The following is an 18,075-nucleotide window of genomic DNA, read 5'->3' on the forward strand; positions in this document are numbered from 1 at the left end:
TTCATACTGATGGACGTATCTTTTATACTTGTTATCTTATTATTTGGGGCGGGAGCCACATGGTTTGTAGGCGATAAACTTGCTAAAACAGCAGCGCTTATATTTAGCGCAGCAGCCCTGGCGGCAACGCTTTATGTAATATACCGCTATAACTTGGGCCAAAAAGTAAGCTTTATTTACCTTTGGAATCAGTCGCCGCGTATATTCCTTGGCTTTCAGGCAGATGGGCTATCCTTAACCATGACATTGCTTACCACAGCGCTGACACCTATAATTGTGTTATCTTCTTTTGGTAACCTTTTTCCTAAATCGAGGGCATTTTATGCACTGATCCTGTTTATGGCTTTTGCCATGGTAGGTACTTTTTTAAGCGTAGACGGCCTTATTTACTACGTATTCTGGGAACTATCATTAATACCTATATACTTTATCGCCCTTATCTGGGGTAACGGCGACGCTGAAGAGCGTAAAAAAGCCGTGATAAAATTCTTCATCTACACTTTTGCAGGATCATTGTTCATGTTGGTTGCTTTTGTGTACCTGTATCAAAAAACAGGCTCGTTCCTTAACCTGCACTTATATAAAGCAATGCTTAGCGCTAAAGAACAAACCTGGATTTTTGCAGCATTTTTCTTAGCGTATGCTATTAAAACGCCTATTATACCTTTTCACACCTGGCAGGCTAATGTGTACCAAAAAGCACCTGCTGCAGGTACCATGTTATTATCAGGTATTATGCTTAAAATGGCATTATACAGCATCATCAGATGGCAATTGCCTATTACACCTTGGGCAGCCAATGAGTACAAATATATTGTTATAGGTCTGTGTCTTGCAGGCGTTATATACGGTTCTGTACTGGCCCTCAAGCAAACCGACCTTAAAAAACTATTGGCTTACTCATCATTAGCTCACGTTGGGCTTATTGCTGCGGGTGTTTATACGCTTACGCTTGATGGGCTTCGTGGCGCTGTATTACAGATGGTAGCCCACGGTTTTGTCGTGGTAGGCCTGTTCTTTGCAGCTGAAGTCATCAATCGCAGGTTTAACACTGGCGAAATTACACAGATGGGTGGTATAAGGGTACAATCGCCTAAATTTACCTCTATGTTTATGATACTGGTACTGGCTTCTGTAGCACTACCGGGAACCTTTAACTTTGTTGGTGAATTTGAAGTATTGTACAGCCTTGCACAAGCTAACATCTGGTTGGCAGTAGTGGGTGGTACTACTATAATACTGGGTGCTTTTTACATGCTCAGGATGTTTCAGCATGTTATGCTCGGTGAAAAGAACGAGAAATTCTTTGCCGATGTTACCGTTACCGAAGGTGCTGTGTTTGTAATTATACTGGCCGTGTTATTGTTTTTTGGATTATATCCTAAACCTATAACTGAATTTGTAACGCCGGAGCTGGAAAAAGTATTAGTCTTTATAAACCGATTTAATAAATAATGGATATTTTAATAGCTGTTGCTATATTAGGCATTTTAAGCCTTATAGCTGAAATTTTTAACCTGAGGAAAGCCATAGTGCCGGTAACTGTTATTGGCCTTATAGCTGTGCTTGGCCATGCTGTTTACAAAGCTATGTATGGCACTACCTTGTTAAATTGGGAGTTAGACGAAAGCCAGTATTTTAATATGGTTCAGAGTACTAAGTACGGCCTTGCCTTTTCGAGCCTGTTTATATTGCTTACCATATTTTTGGTTACCTTAAGCGCCGATTTCCACAAAAACCACCAACCTAAAATATCCGACTTTGTTGCCATTAAGCTATTCCTTTTAACGGGAGCTATTGCAATGGTAACTTTTGGCAATATGGCTATGTTCTTTTTAGGTATAGAGATCCTTTCTATTTCATTATATGTATTGGCTGCCAGCGAACCTAAAAACGTAAAAAGTAACGAGGCCGGTATGAAATACTTCCTTATGGGGGCATTTGCATCGGGTATATTGTTGTTTGGTATCGCACTTATTTATGGCGCTACCGGCACTTTTGATATCCCTACAATAATGTCTTTAAACAATGCTAATTTGCCATCATGGTATACTATAGGATCGGTTTTAATTGCAATTGGCCTGTTGTTTAAAATAGCGGCAGTACCTTTCCATTTTTGGGCACCCGATGTATACGAAGGATCTCCTGCGCTTACAACAGCTACCATGAGTACTTTGGCTAAAGTTGCGGCAATGGCATCATTCTTTAAACTAATTACAAGCCTTAATCCGCATTTACCCGGTTTCCTTACCACAATAAACATCGTTGCTGTCCTTTCTATGATAGTAGGTAATCTTATTGCTTTAAGACAGATAAATGTTAAGCGTATGCTTGCATTCTCCGGTATTGCGCATGCCGGTTACATGATGCTTGCTTTCCAGTTTTTAGATTATACCAATGCACAGGCCAACCTGTTTTACTATGCAGCAGCCTATGCCCTGGCAGGTATTGCAGCGTTTGCAGTAGTGTTAAGTGTGTGTGGCAATAAAGGCAACGAAGAAATATACAACTTTAACGGGCTTGGTAAAACCAATCCGCTTTTGGCTGGCATATTAACCTGTGCGCTTTTAAGCATGGCAGGTATACCTATATTCTCAGGTTTCTTTGCTAAATTCTTCCTGTTTGACCAGGTATTAGATAAAGGCCGCCTTATACTTGTAATCTTTGCCGTAATAAGCTCTATTATAAGCGTAGGTTACTACTTTAAGCTTATCCTCGCTATGTACACAAAAGAAAGTACAGAAGAAGTACAGCCCGTTCCTGTAGCTTATACAACTGTAGCCGTAGCTTCAATAGCATTAAATATAATCATTGGCCTTGTACCATCATTTGTTATGAGCCTTGTGAGATAACAAAATATTAAACTATAAAAAAGGCGCATGATTTGAACAGCGCCTTTTTTATTTTACCAACCCTCTTTTAATCCGTCTTTCAGGGCTGCCTTGTACTTATCAAGATTAAACCTGTAAAGATTGGGTGCTTTATGTGCACCGCCTTTACGGGGCTCGTCCAGCTTATCCAGGATATCATAGCCTGTCATCTTTCGGTAAAAGTTGCCCCTGTTAAGCTTTTTATCTAAAATTATCTCATATAGCTTCTGTAGCTCGGGCATTGTAAATTCCTCAGGTAAAAGGCTATAGCCAATAGGCTTGTAATTTAACTGCCTTCGTAATGTAACCAGTGCTTTATCAAATATCTCACGATGGTCCATCATCATTTCCGGAAGGGTATTAATATCTACCCATTCACATGCATCCGATAACTCATCAATAACAGGCTCAACATCAGTATAATTTACTAATGCATAAAATCCAACTGTAAGGAAACGCTGCTTGTGCCAAAGTGTGTCATCATAATCTTTAAAAAAATCTTCCGACCTGTTTAGCTTAGAAAATACCTTAAACTGTTGGAGGTAAATGTTTTCAGCACCGGTACGTTCATTCAATATTCTTGCCGCCGCATCTTTAAGCTCTTCCTTTTTTCCCATATATCCACCCGGCAATGACCACAGTGGCTGATCTTTTAAACGTACAAGCAATACTTTTAAAGACGAATCATGAAACCCAAACACCACGCAATCTATAGATACGCTTGGCATATTTGCCTTCCAGGCAATATCTGATCGTTCTTCAAACAATTTTTTTAAACTCATTTTCTTTTTTCTTAGAATACAAAAGTAATTATTTACTGTTTTATGTGCTAATGCACACAACTTTATTCTCTTATGTTAAAAAAGGCATCTCAATATCCAACAAAAAAAGCTGCTCCGGTAAAGAAACAGCTTGCAAAGTAAGGGTATCTGAAAATTAAATTATTGTATAACCACCATCGGCAATAACATAGCTGCCTGTGGTAAAAGACGATCTGTCAGAACTTAAAAAAGTAACCAGTTCGGCTATTTCCTGTGCGGTGCCCAGGCGATTCATAGGCGCTTTTGCCTCAAGGGCTTTCAGCATATCTTTATTAGAATGTGCAGTAAGCAACGGGGTTTCAATATAGCCCGGGCCTACAGCGTTGCAGCGTATGTTTTTAGTACCGTATTCAGCTGCAATATTCTTTGTAAGTCCTACCACACCGTGTTTAGCAGCAGTATACGCCACACTGTTTGGCGCCGCCACTGTACCATGAATAGAAGCAATATTTACAATACTGCCACCACCATTTTTTTCCATTTGCTCTAACTGGTAACGGCAGGCATAAAATACACCGCTAAGGTTAAGGGCAATAACTTTATCCCAGGCATCTATTTCATATTCGCCTGTAAGGGCAGCGGGGCCACCAATACCGGCATTATTACAGGCAACATCAAGTCGGCCGTATTTAGCCACAACAGCTTCTACTAATTTCTTATTTTCTTCGGGTAAAGAGGAGTCGGCCTTCACAAAAAAAGCATCTCCACCGGCATCCTGTATGGCTTTTACGGTCTCTTCGCCGTGTTCTGTGCTAACATCTGCAACTACTACTTTTGCTCCCTCGCGGGCGTATGTTTCGGCTATGGCGCGGCCTATTCCCGATCCTGCGCCGGAAACAACAGCCACTTTGCCTGCTAATAAAGACATATGTTCTATTTTTTAGAATTTATATCATAAAGTTAGCGAATAACATCTTTCTATTGACTCAAAAAGAAGCATTTGTAATAAGTTTAACACTCAAATAAATATAACCCACATTTACCTATATTTGAAATGTAAACGCCAAACCCATCTATGTTTGAAGATTTTAAAAATTACCTTTTGGATAAGGTCACTCTGACTGATGAAGAACTGGCGCAAATTGAGGCTGTGAGCGCTATTAAAAAGCTGCGCAAGCGTCAGATGCTATTGCAGGAGGGCCAGGTATGGCAGTACAACGCCTTTGTTTGCAAAGGACTTACGCGAACCTTTTCTATAGATGCTAAAGGTAACGAACGCATTGTGAATTTTGGCCCCGAGAACTACTGGACAGGCGACCTTGAAAGCCTTATGGCGGGCACACCCGCAAGGTTTAGCATAGATGCGCTGGAAGACACTGCGGTACTGCTGATACAGCATGAAGATTTTAAAAATCTGTGCAGTACGATTCCTAATTTTAACAACCTTATTAATACGCTGGTACAAAAAAGCCTTGCCGTATCGCAAAAGCGTATTAATGATAGCATTAGCCTTTCGGCAGAAGAACTTTACAATGCCTTTCTGCAAAAGCATGCACTGGTAGCCAACAGGATTCCGCAGCACATGATAGCCTCATACCTGGGCATAACGCCCGAAACCATTACCCGCATAAGGCGTAACGCCTCTAAAAAACGTTGATGCACATCAATGGTTTTTTCAAACAAATGTCAACGTAATTTAGCCCTTTCCCGTCGCAACTTTGTCATGTAATAATTAAACAATTAGAAATCATGAGCAAAGTAATTTTTATAACAGGAACAAGCACAGGCTTTGGTAAATTAACCGCTTTAACCCTTGCAAATGCAGGCCACACCGTAATTGCAGGCATGCGCAATACTAAAGGATCTAACCAGGCAGTAGCTGCCGAATTATCATCAATCCCTAACATTGATGTAGTAGACATAGACATTACCAGCGATGCCTCGGTAAAAACCGCATTTGATTATACACTTACCAAATACGGCAAAATAGATGTGCTGGTTAACAACGCAGCCGTATCGGGCTTTGGATTATTTGAAGCTTATAGTATAGATGAGATCCGTAACATGTTCGAAGTCAACTTTTACGGCGTAATACGCACGTACCAGGCCGTGCTTCCGGCTATGCGTAAAGAAAGGTCGGGCCTTATTATTAATCTTACCTCCGGTGCCAGTGGCCACACCCTGCCGTTTATGGTGCCTTATCTTGCTTCTAAATTTGGTGTGGAAAGCATTACCGAGGGCCTGCAGGATGAGTTGGCGCAGTTTGGTATAGACAACGTATCGATACAACCCGGCGTATACCCTACCGAGATGAACAACGGCAGCAAAGCGGGTGTAAATGCTAATAACCAGGAAATTACTGCGGCTTATGACCCCATTGCTACAGAAATGTTTAACAGCATAGGCACCGCATTGTTTGGTAAAATGGCACAGTTTGATATGAACCCTCAGGTAATTGCCGATGGCATACTGCACTTAATAAATCTGCCACAAGGCAAGAGGCCGCTTCGCTTACCGCTGGATGCCATTGCACAGGGTACCGATATTGAGTTTATAGAGGCTCGTGCCGCCATTAAAGCAAAATGGCTTGAAAAGTATACTGCTTAATAATTTCTGCCCACTTAACATCCCTGTATTTAATAAAATGCAGGGATGTTTTGCATTGTACAGAGCACGTTAAAAAATGACAGTCAAATACAAAATCTGCTACCTTTGCAGTATGTATGCCCTGATTGACTGCAACAATTTTTACGCTTCGTGCGAACGGGTTTTCCAGCCTAAGTGGCAGGGTAAGCCTGTTGTTGTATTGTCTAATAACGACGGCTGTATTATCTCGCGCAGCGAAGAGGCCAAGGCATTAGGCATTGGCATGGCTGTTCCGGAGTTTAAGATCCGCGATATGCTGAGGGATAACGGTGTAGGTGTATTTTCGTCTAACTATTCCCTGTATGGCGACCTTAGCCAGCGCGTTATGGGCATCATGAAGATGTTCTCTCCTAATGTAGAAGAGTACAGTATAGACGAAGCCTTTGTAGACTTTAACGGTGTGGATGTGGAAGACTACCACAGCCGCGGACTCGAAATGCGTAACCGTGTTTTAAACTGGCTTAGCCTGCCCATTTGTGTGGGTATTGCACCAACCAAAACACTATCTAAAGCAGCCAACCGTATTGCTAAAAAATACCAGGACCATACCCAGGGCGTATACGTTATAGATACTGATGAGAAACGCATTAAAGCCCTCAAATGGCTTAAAATAGAAGACGTTTGGGGCATAGGTTACCGCACCGCCCGCAAGCTTAAAGCCCGTAATGTGGTTACGGCTTATGATTTTACGCTTCCGCACATAACCGACTGGATCAAAAAAGAAATGGGCGTGGTAGGCATGCGCATCAAAATGGAACTGGAGGGCACCCCCACACTGGGAGATGGCGCCGTACCCGACCAGAAAAAGAGTATTGCCACCACCCGCAGTTTCCCTAAACAACTAACCGATTATGATTTACTTCGGGAGCGCGTAAGCACCTTTGCTACTGTTACTGCCGAGAAGCTTCGCAAACAAAACTCTATGTGCCACACGGTTATTGTAATGCTTGTGGCGGATAAGCACAGTATAGACATCCCTAAATATCACTATAGCAAGGCAGTTACCATTCCGTTTGCTACAAATTCGGCCATAACCATAAACAATGCTGCCATACAGCTTTTAAAAGACCTGCTACAAAGCACTGAAACCATTAAGTTTAAAAAAGCAGGCGTTATTGTAAGCGAACTGGTGCCTGATAATACCAAGCAATTTAACCTATTTACAGATGAAGATCCCCGCCATGCCGCGCTTATGAAGGCTATGGACCATCTGAACAAAAAGAACGGAGCCCGCATTGTGCGTTTAGGTGCCCAGGCCAAAAAAACCTGGGACATGAAGCAGGAAATGCGTTCTAACCGTTATACTACCGATATTAACGATATACTTGTTGTACAATGCCAATAGATAAGAACAACAAGCCTAAATTAACCTTTTACAGCCCTGATTTTGATAAGGATACAGGATTACCGCTCGTAGATCATAGTATAAAGGCGGGATTCCCCTCGCCTGCGCTGGATTTTATGGAGCATGCAATAGACCTTAATAAGCACTTGGCACGCAATCCGTTAGCAACCTTTTATATTAAAGTAGACGGCAGCTCTATGACCGGTGCCGGGATTGATGATGGCGACATGCTGGTTACCGACCGTAGCCTGGAACCTGCCGATGGCCGCATTGCCATTTGCCTTATAGATGGCGAGTTTACCGTAAAACGCCTTAAACTGCAAACCGACTGCCTGTACCTAATGCCCGAAAACCCTGCCTATCAGCCCATAAAGGTTAATGAAGATAACCAGATCATTATTTGGGGTATTGTTACGTATGTTATCAAAAAAATAGGGTAGCGATACATGTAATCGCAGCTTTTTTGTGTTTTTTAACGTACTTTACCAAAGCGTTTCGCCGTTCCACCAATAAAGAACATTTTTACCCGAATGAGAAAATTTACCTCCTCTATAATTTTGATTTTATATTTTACTGCTGTGGCTCAAAATCCCGCAATTAAAAGGGCAGCTACTATAACAAATAGCGCGGAGAACCCTTTTACCAGCAAAGATCTTACAGTGGTAAACACCATTGCAGATATGCAAAAACTAACCCTTACTGCCAACGCAAATAACAAACTTATATACGTTAAGGGTTACTTTGAGCCCGGAGACGATGGAGGCGGACTTTTTATTTATAAACATGGTAATGAGCAGCCTACCAACATGGGTACTATATTTGATGCCAAAACAGGGCGCTGGCTGCGCCAATATTCCGGATATATGAATGTGGCTTACTTTGGGGTGCTAAGAGCATGGGAGCAGAAAGGTGGCATATCAGTTTCCGACAGAATACAGAACATGATCGATTTTGCATCGGCAAACAGCATCTATAGTGAGCAAAGTGATGTAACCATTTATTTCCCTAACGGCCAGTATTTTATAGATAAGCCACTGATTATTAAAGACAGGGTTAAGCTTTTGGGCAGCCCCGGTACACTGCTAACCAATAAAGGCGACAAGTACGACTATATGTTTACCCTTGATAAAGGACCCGTTACCCATGTAAGGATGGAAAACTTCCATATAAACTGCAACAAGCAAAAGGGAGTTGGAGGCATGCATTTTAAAGCTGCATTTACTAAAGAAGGTATGCAGCATGGAGGGCTATGGGATGCCGTTTTTAAAAACATATTTATTACAGAAGCCTCAAATCCAGGCATTTATTTGGAAGGTGGTGAAGCATCGCAGGGTTTTAACCTGCCCCACCAGTTCATCATCTTTGAGAATGTAAGGGTAACCCGCATTAACCCTAAAGAGCCATCGCTTAAAATGACTGGCTATAACGCTAACATGACCTTTACCAACTGCGAGTTCAGGAATGCCGATACTATGCCTACCCCCGCAGAAAACTGCATAGACGGGGCCTGTATACTCATAACTTCTAACGATATGCCCCCTACACAGGAGGGGTCTTATGCTATATCATTCATAAATTCGGGCTTTGGGGGTTATTCAAGATACGGAGCGGTAATCACAAACTCTAAACAAATTACGTTTGATACCGGCTTTTACGAAGGCATGGATACAGCTTTTAAGATACTGAACTGCAAGCACATACAAATTATAAACAACCGTTTTGCCAATGCCGCGGGGGCGGGGTCTTTAAACGAAAGCTTCTCGCACACAGGCAATTCCGGGTCACTTTTCGAGATAGAAAACAGCAACGTTACCATTGCAAACAACCACCATGATGTATCGCAAATCGACTATCCTTCGCTGCCAAATCAGTACTTTATTATAGGCAACGGTAACGATAATACTATTGATAATCAGAATAATACATTCAGGATTCCGGAGCTTGGCAAGACAAAAGGCACCCTGCAAACCATACAGCCGGTGTATCAAACGTTAGATGTTGGTAGTAAGAAAGTTGTGCAGGTAACCTCATCAAGCTACGGTACGGTAGATATTTCAACTATTTATGGCGATATCGCCACCGGCGAAACCCTATTTATACAGGTAAGTGGCTGTAAATTAAGGTTTTTGTCTTCCGATACCGGAAACAGCGGCGGCAACCTTATGCTCAACGGCGAGGGATCGCTAACTGTTAACGATGGGCAATCGGTAATGTTTATAAAGGTGGAAAACAACTTTCAATTGGTACGGTAGTAGCCAAAAAAGGGCTTAATATTTCACTTTTGGATTTTGAAATGGGCAAACTTGGGTCAAAAATCAGGGCTAAAAAAGCCAAAAAAGCATAATATTTCACTTTTGGATTCTGAGTTTCCAACATTCCTATATCGAAAAATTATTCAAGTTACGTTCCAACAGCAAATCTTCAAAACCGGTTGAAATTTTTCACGATATATCGTTATTTACGAAAACGCAAAAAATCAGAAAGAAAATTTTAAAAATAACAGCATTGTAAATCTCGACACAAATTTCACAAATTGGCACGAATTCAAAAAATCCATAAATTTGAGAAAATTCGTAAAATTCGTGAAATTCGTGTCGACCTTTTTTCATCAGCAAAAATCATAGCAAAAATTTTCATGATACAAATTCCACAAATTTGGACGGATCAAAATCCATCAATCTGAGAAAATTCGTGAAATTCGTGTCGTCATTCTTAATCCTGAAAATCTACAACAAAATAACCTCGTCATACCGCTAACTGCCCATTATTCCCGAAATTTGCCCCCATGAATACATCTATTACAAAAACCCAAATAACGGTTATGAGTGTGGCGGCAGGTATTTGTGTGGCTAACATTTACTACAACCAGCCCATCTTAAAAGATATAGCGCTAAATTTCAAAGTAACCGAAAGCAAAGCCGGCATCATATCGGTACTGGCGCAGGCCGGTTACGGACTGGGACTGTTCTTCCTTACGCCACTGGGCGACAAGGTAAACCGCAAAAAACTTATCCTTACCCTCATGATCGCCTTAGTAGCGGTGCTGGTGGGCATTACCTTTGTGCAAAACTTCTTCTGGCTGTGCATCTTTAGCCTGCTCACGGGCCTGCTGGGCGTTGCCGCGCAGGTTATACTGCCCATGGCTGCAAGTATGGATAGCCAAAACCGGGGCCGCAATGTGGGCATCATTTTTACAGGAATATTGGTAGGCATTCTTGCCGCACGGGTGTTTAGCGGCTTTATTGCCGAATGGCTCAACTGGCGCTACGTGTACGGAATTTCGGCGGGTATGGTGGTTGTAAGCACGGTTATGATACAACTGGCGCTGCCCAACGTAACCCCCGGCTTTAAGGGCAACTACGGCAGCCTGCTAAGCAGCACCCTTTACCAGTTTAAGCGTTTCCCGCTGCTGCGCAAAACCGCCCTGCTGGGCGCACTGGCCTTTGGCATCTTTTGCTCGTTCTGGACAACCCTCACGTTTCAGCTTGGGGCCAGCCCGTTCAACTTTAAGTCAGATGTTATAGGGCTCTTCGGCATCCTTGCCATAGCCGCCGCATTGTTGGCACCCCTGTTTGGCAAACTGGCCGATAAAGGCAATCCTGCCCGTGCACAGCTTATATCGATAAGTTTAGTATTGGTAAGCATCGTGTTAGTAAAAGTCTGCCCCACATCGGTAGCCGCGTTTATTGTAGCGGTATTGCTGTTAGATGTTGGCGTACAGGCCACGCAGGTAACCAACGTTGCTACTATTTATACGCTGGATGAAACCGCGCACAGCCGCATTAACACCGCCTACATGACCACTTATTTTATAGGCGGCGCACTGGGCAGCTTTGTAGGCATACAATGCTGGAACGCCGGGGGCTGGCAAATGGTAACATGGCAGTTGCTGCTGTGGTGTGTGCTGGCGTTGGGGATTGTGGTGTGGGGAGCAACACAAGTAAACGGCAGGAAATCCGGAGTTTAAAAAGCCTCAACTATTTTCCGAAAGGAATTGATACTAATCAACCAAAAAGTCGGGGGGGGGTAACTACTCAAAAGTAGTTACTTAAAAAATATTGCCTTTCCTAAAAATCTTCAACTACATGAACTTTTAAGTTCAGGATTGTTCATTCATTTGTAATGTGTTGTAAACACGCACAAATTCAGAATGAAGTATAATTTTTATAAAAGGAAAATGATAAAACTACCTAACTTTACAGCAAACGATGGCCCGGTAACAATGGTTAACCTCTTAAAATATAATGATAAAGAGTATTACTTTAATACGTACATACCTGCCTTTGAGAAAGTGACACAACAACTTGGCATTACCGGGGTTAAAGTTGTACTGGCTAACAAGGTAATTGCACCGGTTTTGGCTCCCGAAGATGTGTACTGGGATGCTATAGTATTGGTAGAATACCCCAGTGCCGATGCGTTTAAAAGGATTGCCGAAAGCGAACTATACCATGAAATTGCCGACCCGCACCGCCTAAAAGCAACAAAAGAGCTGCACTTGTTTATGACACAACCCATGTGATTTAATAGCTGATTTTATGTACGACCTGATTTTATCTAATTTTGCAATGCACATTAAGCTCTCGGCAGAAGAAGAGCAGTATGTAGTTGCAAAGATTAAACATAAAACAGTTACAAAGCGCACAACATTACTATCACCGGGCGAGGTTAACCGTTATATTTACTTTGTTAACAAAGGTTGCCTGCGTGTTTTTTATACCGATAAGAACGGCCTTGAGCACAACCTTAACTTTTGCCCGGAAAATTGGTGGGCTTGCGATATTGTAAGCTTTTTTAAGGAACGCCCCGCTGTAAACGCCATTCAGGCGCTTGAAGACACCGAACTTTTTTGTTTTAGCTTTTCTCAAATAGAGGAGATTTTTAACGACATACCAAAGTTTCAGCGTTTTTTCCTGGTTTTAACGCAAAACGGCTACGACCTTTTACAGCGGCGTATTACCTATAACCTCTCACTTACTGCCCAAGAACGCTACATGAGGTTCCGGAAGCAGTACCCCGGCCTTGAACAGCGCATTGCACAAAAACATATTGCTGCTTTTTTGGGTATTACTCCCGCTTTTTTAAGCATGATGCGTAAAGAAAAAGGTATATAATGCAGTACGAAAATTCATTAGGTGTTACGTAGCCAGCCGCTTGCGTAGTCAGCGGAATACTGTAGGCTATACCCGGATGGCTAATAACATAAAATGGCTTAGGTAAAATGGGAGGGTAAAGTTGACTGCTACCAAGTATTTTGTTGCTTTTTCAACACCTTACGAATATCACTCTTTAATATAGTTTTGACCACATGTAAATAATCTGTCACCAGTTCTTGTAGCTTAATAGGGCGTGTAGGTACAAAGTCAAGATAATGGTAACTATTTTTACTTTTTAAATTGAGTTCAACTTTAAATTCGTGGTAGTCCTCAAAATGTAATGTTTCTAAATATTGAATTATATCATTGAAATCACTTCTCGATTTGGAAATTCTTATTGTAAGCCTGGAATCAAACATTGCATCTCCAAAAGGAAATAAGCCAGAACCAAAAACATAGGTAGCAGTTGCATTAAATTTAGCATCCCAAAATTTGTTTTCAAAAGCATCTAATATTTTTCCAACTTGATACTCATTGAAAAATATAGTTTTTTCGGTAATATTCTGAGTTATTTTGTTCGATTGCTCTTTAGCAATCTTCTTTACATCAACAATATACCTATTAACAAAATCTACTAATTCTTTGCGCTCGTGTTTTGCCTCCGTTTTATAGGCGATGTCAATCGAATTTATATCAGAGTATAGTAAAAGATTGAGTGATGTTACAATACCATAATCATCATTAATATAAACCTTTGCATGTAAATCATCAATAAGTATCGGATGAATACCAATGCTCGTTAAGAAAGACATATCCTGTTTTGCATTTCTACGAGCAATAAATGTGATCTTAAGCCCTCTTTCAACAGCTTTTTGAAGACACTTTCGCATCTTATCCCACTTAGATAGATCAACGTAAGGAGACACAATTATTACCTCCTTATCGGCATCCTGTATCAAGGTCATAATTTTAGAAGCTATCTCTAATGGCGGAATAAAAATCATAAAGAAATGGTTTACAAGTCGCAGCCAAATATAATATTTTAACAAACATCTAATAATTATAATTTAAACTTCATTTATGAAATGATGTCCCCACCCCAAAAACCTAAACAACATCCCCAAAAACCTAAAACAAAAGTCTGTGCCGCGTTAGGGTAAGAAATGTTTGTGGCGTATCTTTACTACGCCTAAACAACACCGCTTCATGGATAATTTAGATGCAGCCCGAATGCAAATGGCATTCACCCTCATTTTTCATATTGTTTTTGCCTGTATAGGTATGGTAATGCCCTTTTTTATGGTCATTTCGCACTACAAATGGCTAAAAACCCGCAAGCCCCAATTTTTAACCCTAACCAAATCCTGGCAAAAAGGCGTAGCCATATTTTTTGTTACGGGTGCAGTATCCGGCACCGCACTTTCGTTCGAGCTCGGCCTGCTGTGGCCTAACTTTATGAAGTACGCCGGGCCCATCATCGGCATGCCGTTTTCGTTAGAAGGTGCCGCCTTTTTTATAGAGGCCGTGGCACTGGGCTTTTACCTGTACGGGTGGAACAAAATACCCGAACGCTTTCACCTGCTCACAGGTGTAATCGTAGGGCTCTCCGGGGTGCTTTCGGGTATACTGGTGGTTTCGGCCAACAGCTGGATGAATTCCCCCAGCGGATTTGACTACATTAACGGGCAGTTTATTAACATAGACCCCGTTGCTGCCTTTTTAAACGACGCCTGGTTTGCACAGGCCCTGCACATGACGCTCGCTGCCTTTGCCGCAACATCATTCGCCGTGGCAGGCATACACGCCTGGCAAATTTATAAGGGCAGGAACACCCTTGTACACAAAACCGCTTTTAATATTGCCATAGTATTTGGCGCTGTAGCCGCACTGTTACAGCCCCTTAGCGGCGACTATTCCGCCAAGGATATTGCCGAACGCCAGCCTGCCAAGCTCGCCGCCCTTGAGGCGCACTACGAAACCGAGAAAGGCGCACCGCTGTACATAGGCGGTATCGTGAACGAAGAAACCCACGAGGTTACCCATAAAATAGAAATCCCCAAAGCCTTATCATTCTTAGCGTTTGGCGACTTTGATGCCGAGGTGAAGGGCCTTAACGACTTCCCTGAACAGGACCGCCCGCCGGTTGCCATTACGCACTACGCGTTTCAGGTTATGGTGGGGCTGGGCACGCTGCTTATGCTGGCCTCTGCCATATACCTTATAAGCCTTAAAAAGCGCAAATGGCAGGACAGCAAACGCTACTGGCTGTACTTTGCCGTTATGGCGCCCGTTGGCTTTTTAGCCCTCGAAGCCGGCTGGATCGTAACCGAAGTTGGCCGCCAGCCCTGGATCATCCATAACGTTATGCGCACTAAAGATGCCGTTACACCCATGCCGGGCATGATATACAGTTTTTACATGTATGTGGTGCTGTATGTTATCCTGTCCATCTCGGTTACCTGGCTTATGGCGCGCCAGATAAAAGTGCTTAACACCACCCAAAACTCATAAATTATGCTGTATGTAGTGTTGTTTTTTACCGTATTGTCGTTCTTCTTGTACGTGCTTTTGGGTGGCGCCGACTTTGGTGCGGGCATACTCGAAATGTTCTCGGCCCCCGACCATAAAAAGTCGATTAAAAAGACGGTGTACAGTGTATTAGGCCCCGTTTGGGAAGCCAACCACATCTGGATCATTATCCTTATCGTTATTTTGTGGATAGCCTTTCCGGCATTTTACAACGTGGTAATTATTTACCTGCACATTCCGCTTACACTGGTGCTATTGGGAATCACGCTGCGCGGGGTAGCATTTGTTTTTCGCCATTATGATGCCGTTAAAGACAAAAGCCAGCATCTGTACGACCGTATGTTTGAGTTTTCGTGCCTGGTTACCCCTATTTTCCTGGGGATGACGTTCGGCACCCTCCTGCACGGCGACATAATGTTATTGGAAGACTCCCCCAAAGCTGACTTCTACGCCCTGTACGTACACCCGTGGCTGCAACCGTTTCCCATACTAACGGGGTTCTTTTTCAGCGCGCTGTGTGTGTTTCTCTCTGCTACGTTTTTAATAGGTGAAGCTAAAGATTATGAGAAACGCATGTACATGCGCAAAGCGGCCTTTGCAACCGTTGTGGTAGTGGTATTGGGTATGGCAACTATACTTTCAGGCTACGTAGCGGGTAACAATTTTACACAGGAGTTTCTCTCCAACTACTACGCCATTGGTGCCGTGGCACTCTCCGGATTGCTGCTTTACCCTTTGTGGAAGAGCATTCGCATAGGCAGAATCATCTGGTGCCGCTTTTTTGCAGGGTTACAGGTGCTGCTTATATTGTTTGCAGCCATTGGTACGCACTTTCCTAACCTCATCATTACAAGAAGTGGCGAGATTAGCCTGCTCGCCAACCGTGCCCCCCAAAGCGTTATCAGCGTTTTGGGCATCTCGTTAATCATTGGGGGACTATTAATTATTCCCGGATTACTGCACCTTTTAAAATCTTTCAGGATGATAAAAATATTGGAGGAAAGGGATTAATTTAAACGCACATCTGGAGGAATATCGAGTGGCAAAACAATCGCACTTTTAGGGGTACGCACTTTTGGGCCTTCTAAAAAGCTCATCATGAAATTATTGCGGTTAAGCCCGTCAGTAACATATAGTTTACTGATGCTGAGTATATGCGCCAGAATTTTTTTGAGTTCTAAAAAATCGCTTGGCTTTTTTACATATATATTAGCACCCGCAATAAAAGTATCTTCAAGGTCGGTGGCAGAGGCCGATGTAGAGTATATTGCCACAGCTACCTCCCTAAACTTTGGGTCGGCCCTAATTTCTTTCAGGCATTCCTTACCCGATTTTCCGGGCATGTTAAGGTCCAGGAAAATAATATCGGGGAATTCCGTTGCATTTTCAAGATACTGCATCAGGGCATAACCGTCATCAACCATATCTAAAGTGTGCCCAATACGCACCTGGTTAAAGGCGTCTTCAAAAATCATGCGGTCATCATCATCATCATCCGCCAGTACAACATGTAGCCGGTTAGCCATTATTAGTTGGGCCTAACCAATTACCGGTTTAAGAACGTGTGTACAAATGGTTAAGCCAATAAAGGTAGTCCTAATAAAATGAAAGAAACTACTTAATCGTATAAATCTGTTTTTCAGTAAATTATAAGTTTATCATATATCCCAGCCCTTCGCCAATCTTGTCCTCACCCCCAGCCCCTCTCCAAAGGAGAGGGGAGCCTGGAACGGGAACAGTTTGCATTTTTCATAACGATTATAGCGTTTGAGTGAAGCTGCCCCATTTTAAATCCGAACTGTTTGATAACCTCACCCCCAGCCCCTCTCCGAAGGAGAGGGGAGCCAGGAACGGGTACCGTGCGGCAATTTGCAGGTGATAGTACAATCATTCATTTCCGATAAGTAGAGTTGCCTTTTCCGTCTCAAGCTACCTTAATAGTCTTCTCCCCCAACCCCTCTCCGAGGGACAGGGGAGCTTGGAACGGAAACAGTTCGCAATTTTTCATGACGATCATAGCGTTTGAGTGAAGTTGCCCCTCTCCTTCGGAGAGGGGTTGGGGTGAGGACTGTAAGCCAAGGAAGAGTATTTATAAAAAAAGGAGCCGTTGACAGGCACAGTAGGAGTAAGCAACATCCGAGTGTAGCTTCCCCCTCTCCTTCGGAGAGGGGCCGGGGGAGAGGACCAACATGTTGGTAAGAGTTAAGGTGAATCAATATTTATACAAACCATTAGCAAGAATTCCGTAAATTGCTTCAACAGCAAATTGCAATTTTAAATATAACCTGAGGGGTAACTACAACGTTTTCTTTATTTATATTTGCACCTCAAAATATTGGTTTATGAACACTACGTACCATGTTACAGTAAACAACAGCAACAGTTTTGAGCTATCGGCAGATCAAATTGCCGACTTTGATGCTATTGCCACCTCACCAGATAACTATCACATCCTTACAGAAAATATTCCGTACAAAGCCACCATTATAGCGCAGGATTTTTTCGCAAAGACCTATACGGTTTCGGTTAACAACACGTCTTATACCGTGCATATTGCCGATGCTATGGACCAGCTTATTAAAAATATGGGCTTTGAGGTAGGCGCTACAAAACAGGTTAACGAAATTAAGGCACCAATACCGGGGCTTATATTAGAAATTAATGTAACCGTAGGCCAGGAGGTTAAAGAAAACGACCCGCTACTGATACTGGAAGCCATGAAAATGGAAAATACCTTTAACTCGCCACGCGCCGGGGTTATAAAATCTATTGCGGTTACAAAGGGCGCAGCGGTAGATAAGGGTCAGCTTTTAATTGAATTTGAATAA

General features: G+C 42.6%; 17 protein-coding genes. 13 read left to right on the forward strand and 4 right to left on the reverse strand.

Features of this window, described 5'->3' with window-relative positions; translation table 11 throughout:
- Positions 1-9: 9 nt before the first annotated feature.
- Both FMM05_RS05040 and FMM05_RS05045 read left to right on the forward strand, forming a co-directional pair.
- Positions 10-1,455, forward strand: coding sequence for a complex I subunit 4 family protein (locus tag FMM05_RS05040; protein WP_143372243.1), 1,446 nt, complete (start codon positions 10-12; stop codon positions 1,453-1,455).
- Positions 1,455-2,852 (forward strand): NADH-quinone oxidoreductase subunit N, encoded by a 1,398-nt coding sequence (locus FMM05_RS05045; RefSeq protein ID WP_143372244.1) that lies wholly within the window; start codon positions 1,455-1,457, stop codon positions 2,850-2,852. Before FMM05_RS05040 ends, FMM05_RS05045 begins: the two co-directional genes overlap by 1 nt.
- 53 nt (positions 2,853-2,905) lie before the next feature.
- Here FMM05_RS05045 and FMM05_RS05050 read toward each other — a convergent pair whose 3' ends face one another.
- Together FMM05_RS05050 and FMM05_RS05055 are read right to left on the reverse strand one after the other, a co-directional pair.
- Complete coding sequence (locus FMM05_RS05050; RefSeq protein WP_143372245.1) at positions 2,906-3,652, reverse strand: NUDIX hydrolase; 747 nt, start codon at positions 3,650-3,652, stop codon at positions 2,906-2,908.
- Between the two features lie 154 nt (positions 3,653-3,806).
- Positions 3,807-4,559 carry an SDR family NAD(P)-dependent oxidoreductase gene (locus FMM05_RS05055; RefSeq protein ID WP_143372246.1) on the reverse strand — a complete coding sequence of 251 codons (753 nt, stop codon included), beginning with the start codon at positions 4,557-4,559 and terminating at the stop codon, positions 3,807-3,809.
- Positions 4,560-4,706: 147 nt separating this feature from the next.
- Here FMM05_RS05055 and FMM05_RS05060 point away from each other — a divergent pair, with 147 nt between their 5' ends.
- From FMM05_RS05060 to FMM05_RS05095, 8 genes are all read left to right on the forward strand, one after another.
- Positions 4,707-5,288, forward strand: a complete 582-nt coding sequence (locus FMM05_RS05060) for a Crp/Fnr family transcriptional regulator (RefSeq protein ID WP_143372247.1) — start codon at positions 4,707-4,709, stop codon at positions 5,286-5,288.
- A 92-nt stretch (positions 5,289-5,380) separates the two neighbouring features.
- Complete coding sequence (locus tag FMM05_RS05065) at positions 5,381-6,238, forward strand: SDR family oxidoreductase (RefSeq protein WP_143372248.1); 858 nt, start codon at positions 5,381-5,383, stop codon at positions 6,236-6,238.
- 76 nt (positions 6,239-6,314) lie between these two features.
- On the forward strand, positions 6,315-7,622 hold the full coding sequence (locus tag FMM05_RS05070; protein WP_317129559.1) for a Y-family DNA polymerase: 1,308 nt from the start codon (positions 6,315-6,317) through the stop codon (positions 7,620-7,622).
- Positions 7,613-8,062, forward strand: a complete 450-nt coding sequence (locus tag FMM05_RS05075) for a LexA family protein (RefSeq protein WP_143372249.1) — start codon at positions 7,613-7,615, stop codon at positions 8,060-8,062. The genes FMM05_RS05070 and FMM05_RS05075 overlap by 10 nt, the downstream gene beginning before the upstream one ends.
- 90 nt (positions 8,063-8,152) lie before the next feature.
- A complete protein-coding gene (locus FMM05_RS05080; RefSeq protein WP_143372250.1) occupies positions 8,153-9,874 on the forward strand; it encodes a glycosyl hydrolase family 28-related protein in 1,722 nt (573 codons plus the stop codon).
- 533 nt (positions 9,875-10,407) lie between these two features.
- Entirely contained in the window at positions 10,408-11,589 is a 1,182-nt protein-coding gene (locus tag FMM05_RS05085; RefSeq protein ID WP_143372251.1) for an MFS transporter, read from the forward strand.
- Positions 11,590-11,799: 210 nt separating this feature from the next.
- Positions 11,800-12,144, forward strand: a complete 345-nt coding sequence (locus FMM05_RS05090) for a hypothetical protein (RefSeq protein ID WP_143372252.1) — start codon at positions 11,800-11,802, stop codon at positions 12,142-12,144.
- Positions 12,145-12,160: 16 nt separating this feature from the next.
- Complete coding sequence (locus FMM05_RS05095; RefSeq protein ID WP_143372253.1) at positions 12,161-12,736, forward strand: Crp/Fnr family transcriptional regulator; 576 nt, start codon at positions 12,161-12,163, stop codon at positions 12,734-12,736.
- A 128-nt stretch (positions 12,737-12,864) separates the two neighbouring features.
- On the opposite strand, the gene FMM05_RS05100 is transcribed toward FMM05_RS05095, so the two are convergent.
- Positions 12,865-13,722, reverse strand: a complete 858-nt coding sequence (locus FMM05_RS05100; RefSeq protein ID WP_143372254.1) for a phospholipase D-like domain-containing protein — start codon at positions 13,720-13,722, stop codon at positions 12,865-12,867.
- A gap of 202 nt (positions 13,723-13,924) precedes the next feature.
- Between FMM05_RS05100 and FMM05_RS05105 the strand changes: the two genes are divergently transcribed.
- Together FMM05_RS05105 and FMM05_RS05110 are read left to right on the forward strand one after the other, a co-directional pair.
- A complete protein-coding gene (locus FMM05_RS05105) occupies positions 13,925-15,229 on the forward strand; it encodes a cytochrome ubiquinol oxidase subunit I (protein ID WP_143372255.1) in 1,305 nt (434 codons plus the stop codon).
- A gap of 3 nt (positions 15,230-15,232) precedes the next feature.
- Positions 15,233-16,258, forward strand: coding sequence for a cytochrome d ubiquinol oxidase subunit II (locus FMM05_RS05110; protein ID WP_143372256.1), 1,026 nt, complete (start codon positions 15,233-15,235; stop codon positions 16,256-16,258).
- Here FMM05_RS05110 and FMM05_RS05115 read toward each other — a convergent pair.
- Positions 16,255-16,773 (reverse strand): response regulator, encoded by a 519-nt coding sequence (locus FMM05_RS05115; RefSeq protein ID WP_143372257.1) that lies wholly within the window; start codon positions 16,771-16,773, stop codon positions 16,255-16,257. The two genes, FMM05_RS05110 and FMM05_RS05115, sit on opposite strands and share 4 nt — an antisense overlap.
- Positions 16,774-17,589: 816 nt before the next feature.
- Here FMM05_RS05115 and FMM05_RS05120 point away from each other — a divergent pair.
- On the forward strand, positions 17,590-18,075 hold the full coding sequence (locus tag FMM05_RS05120) for an acetyl-CoA carboxylase biotin carboxyl carrier protein subunit (protein ID WP_143372258.1): 486 nt from the start codon (positions 17,590-17,592) through the stop codon (positions 18,073-18,075).

Origin of the sequence: Flavobacterium zepuense (assembly GCF_007097145.1) — a bacterium.
GTDB classification, from domain to species: domain Bacteria; phylum Bacteroidota; class Bacteroidia; order Flavobacteriales; family Flavobacteriaceae; genus Flavobacterium; species Flavobacterium zepuense.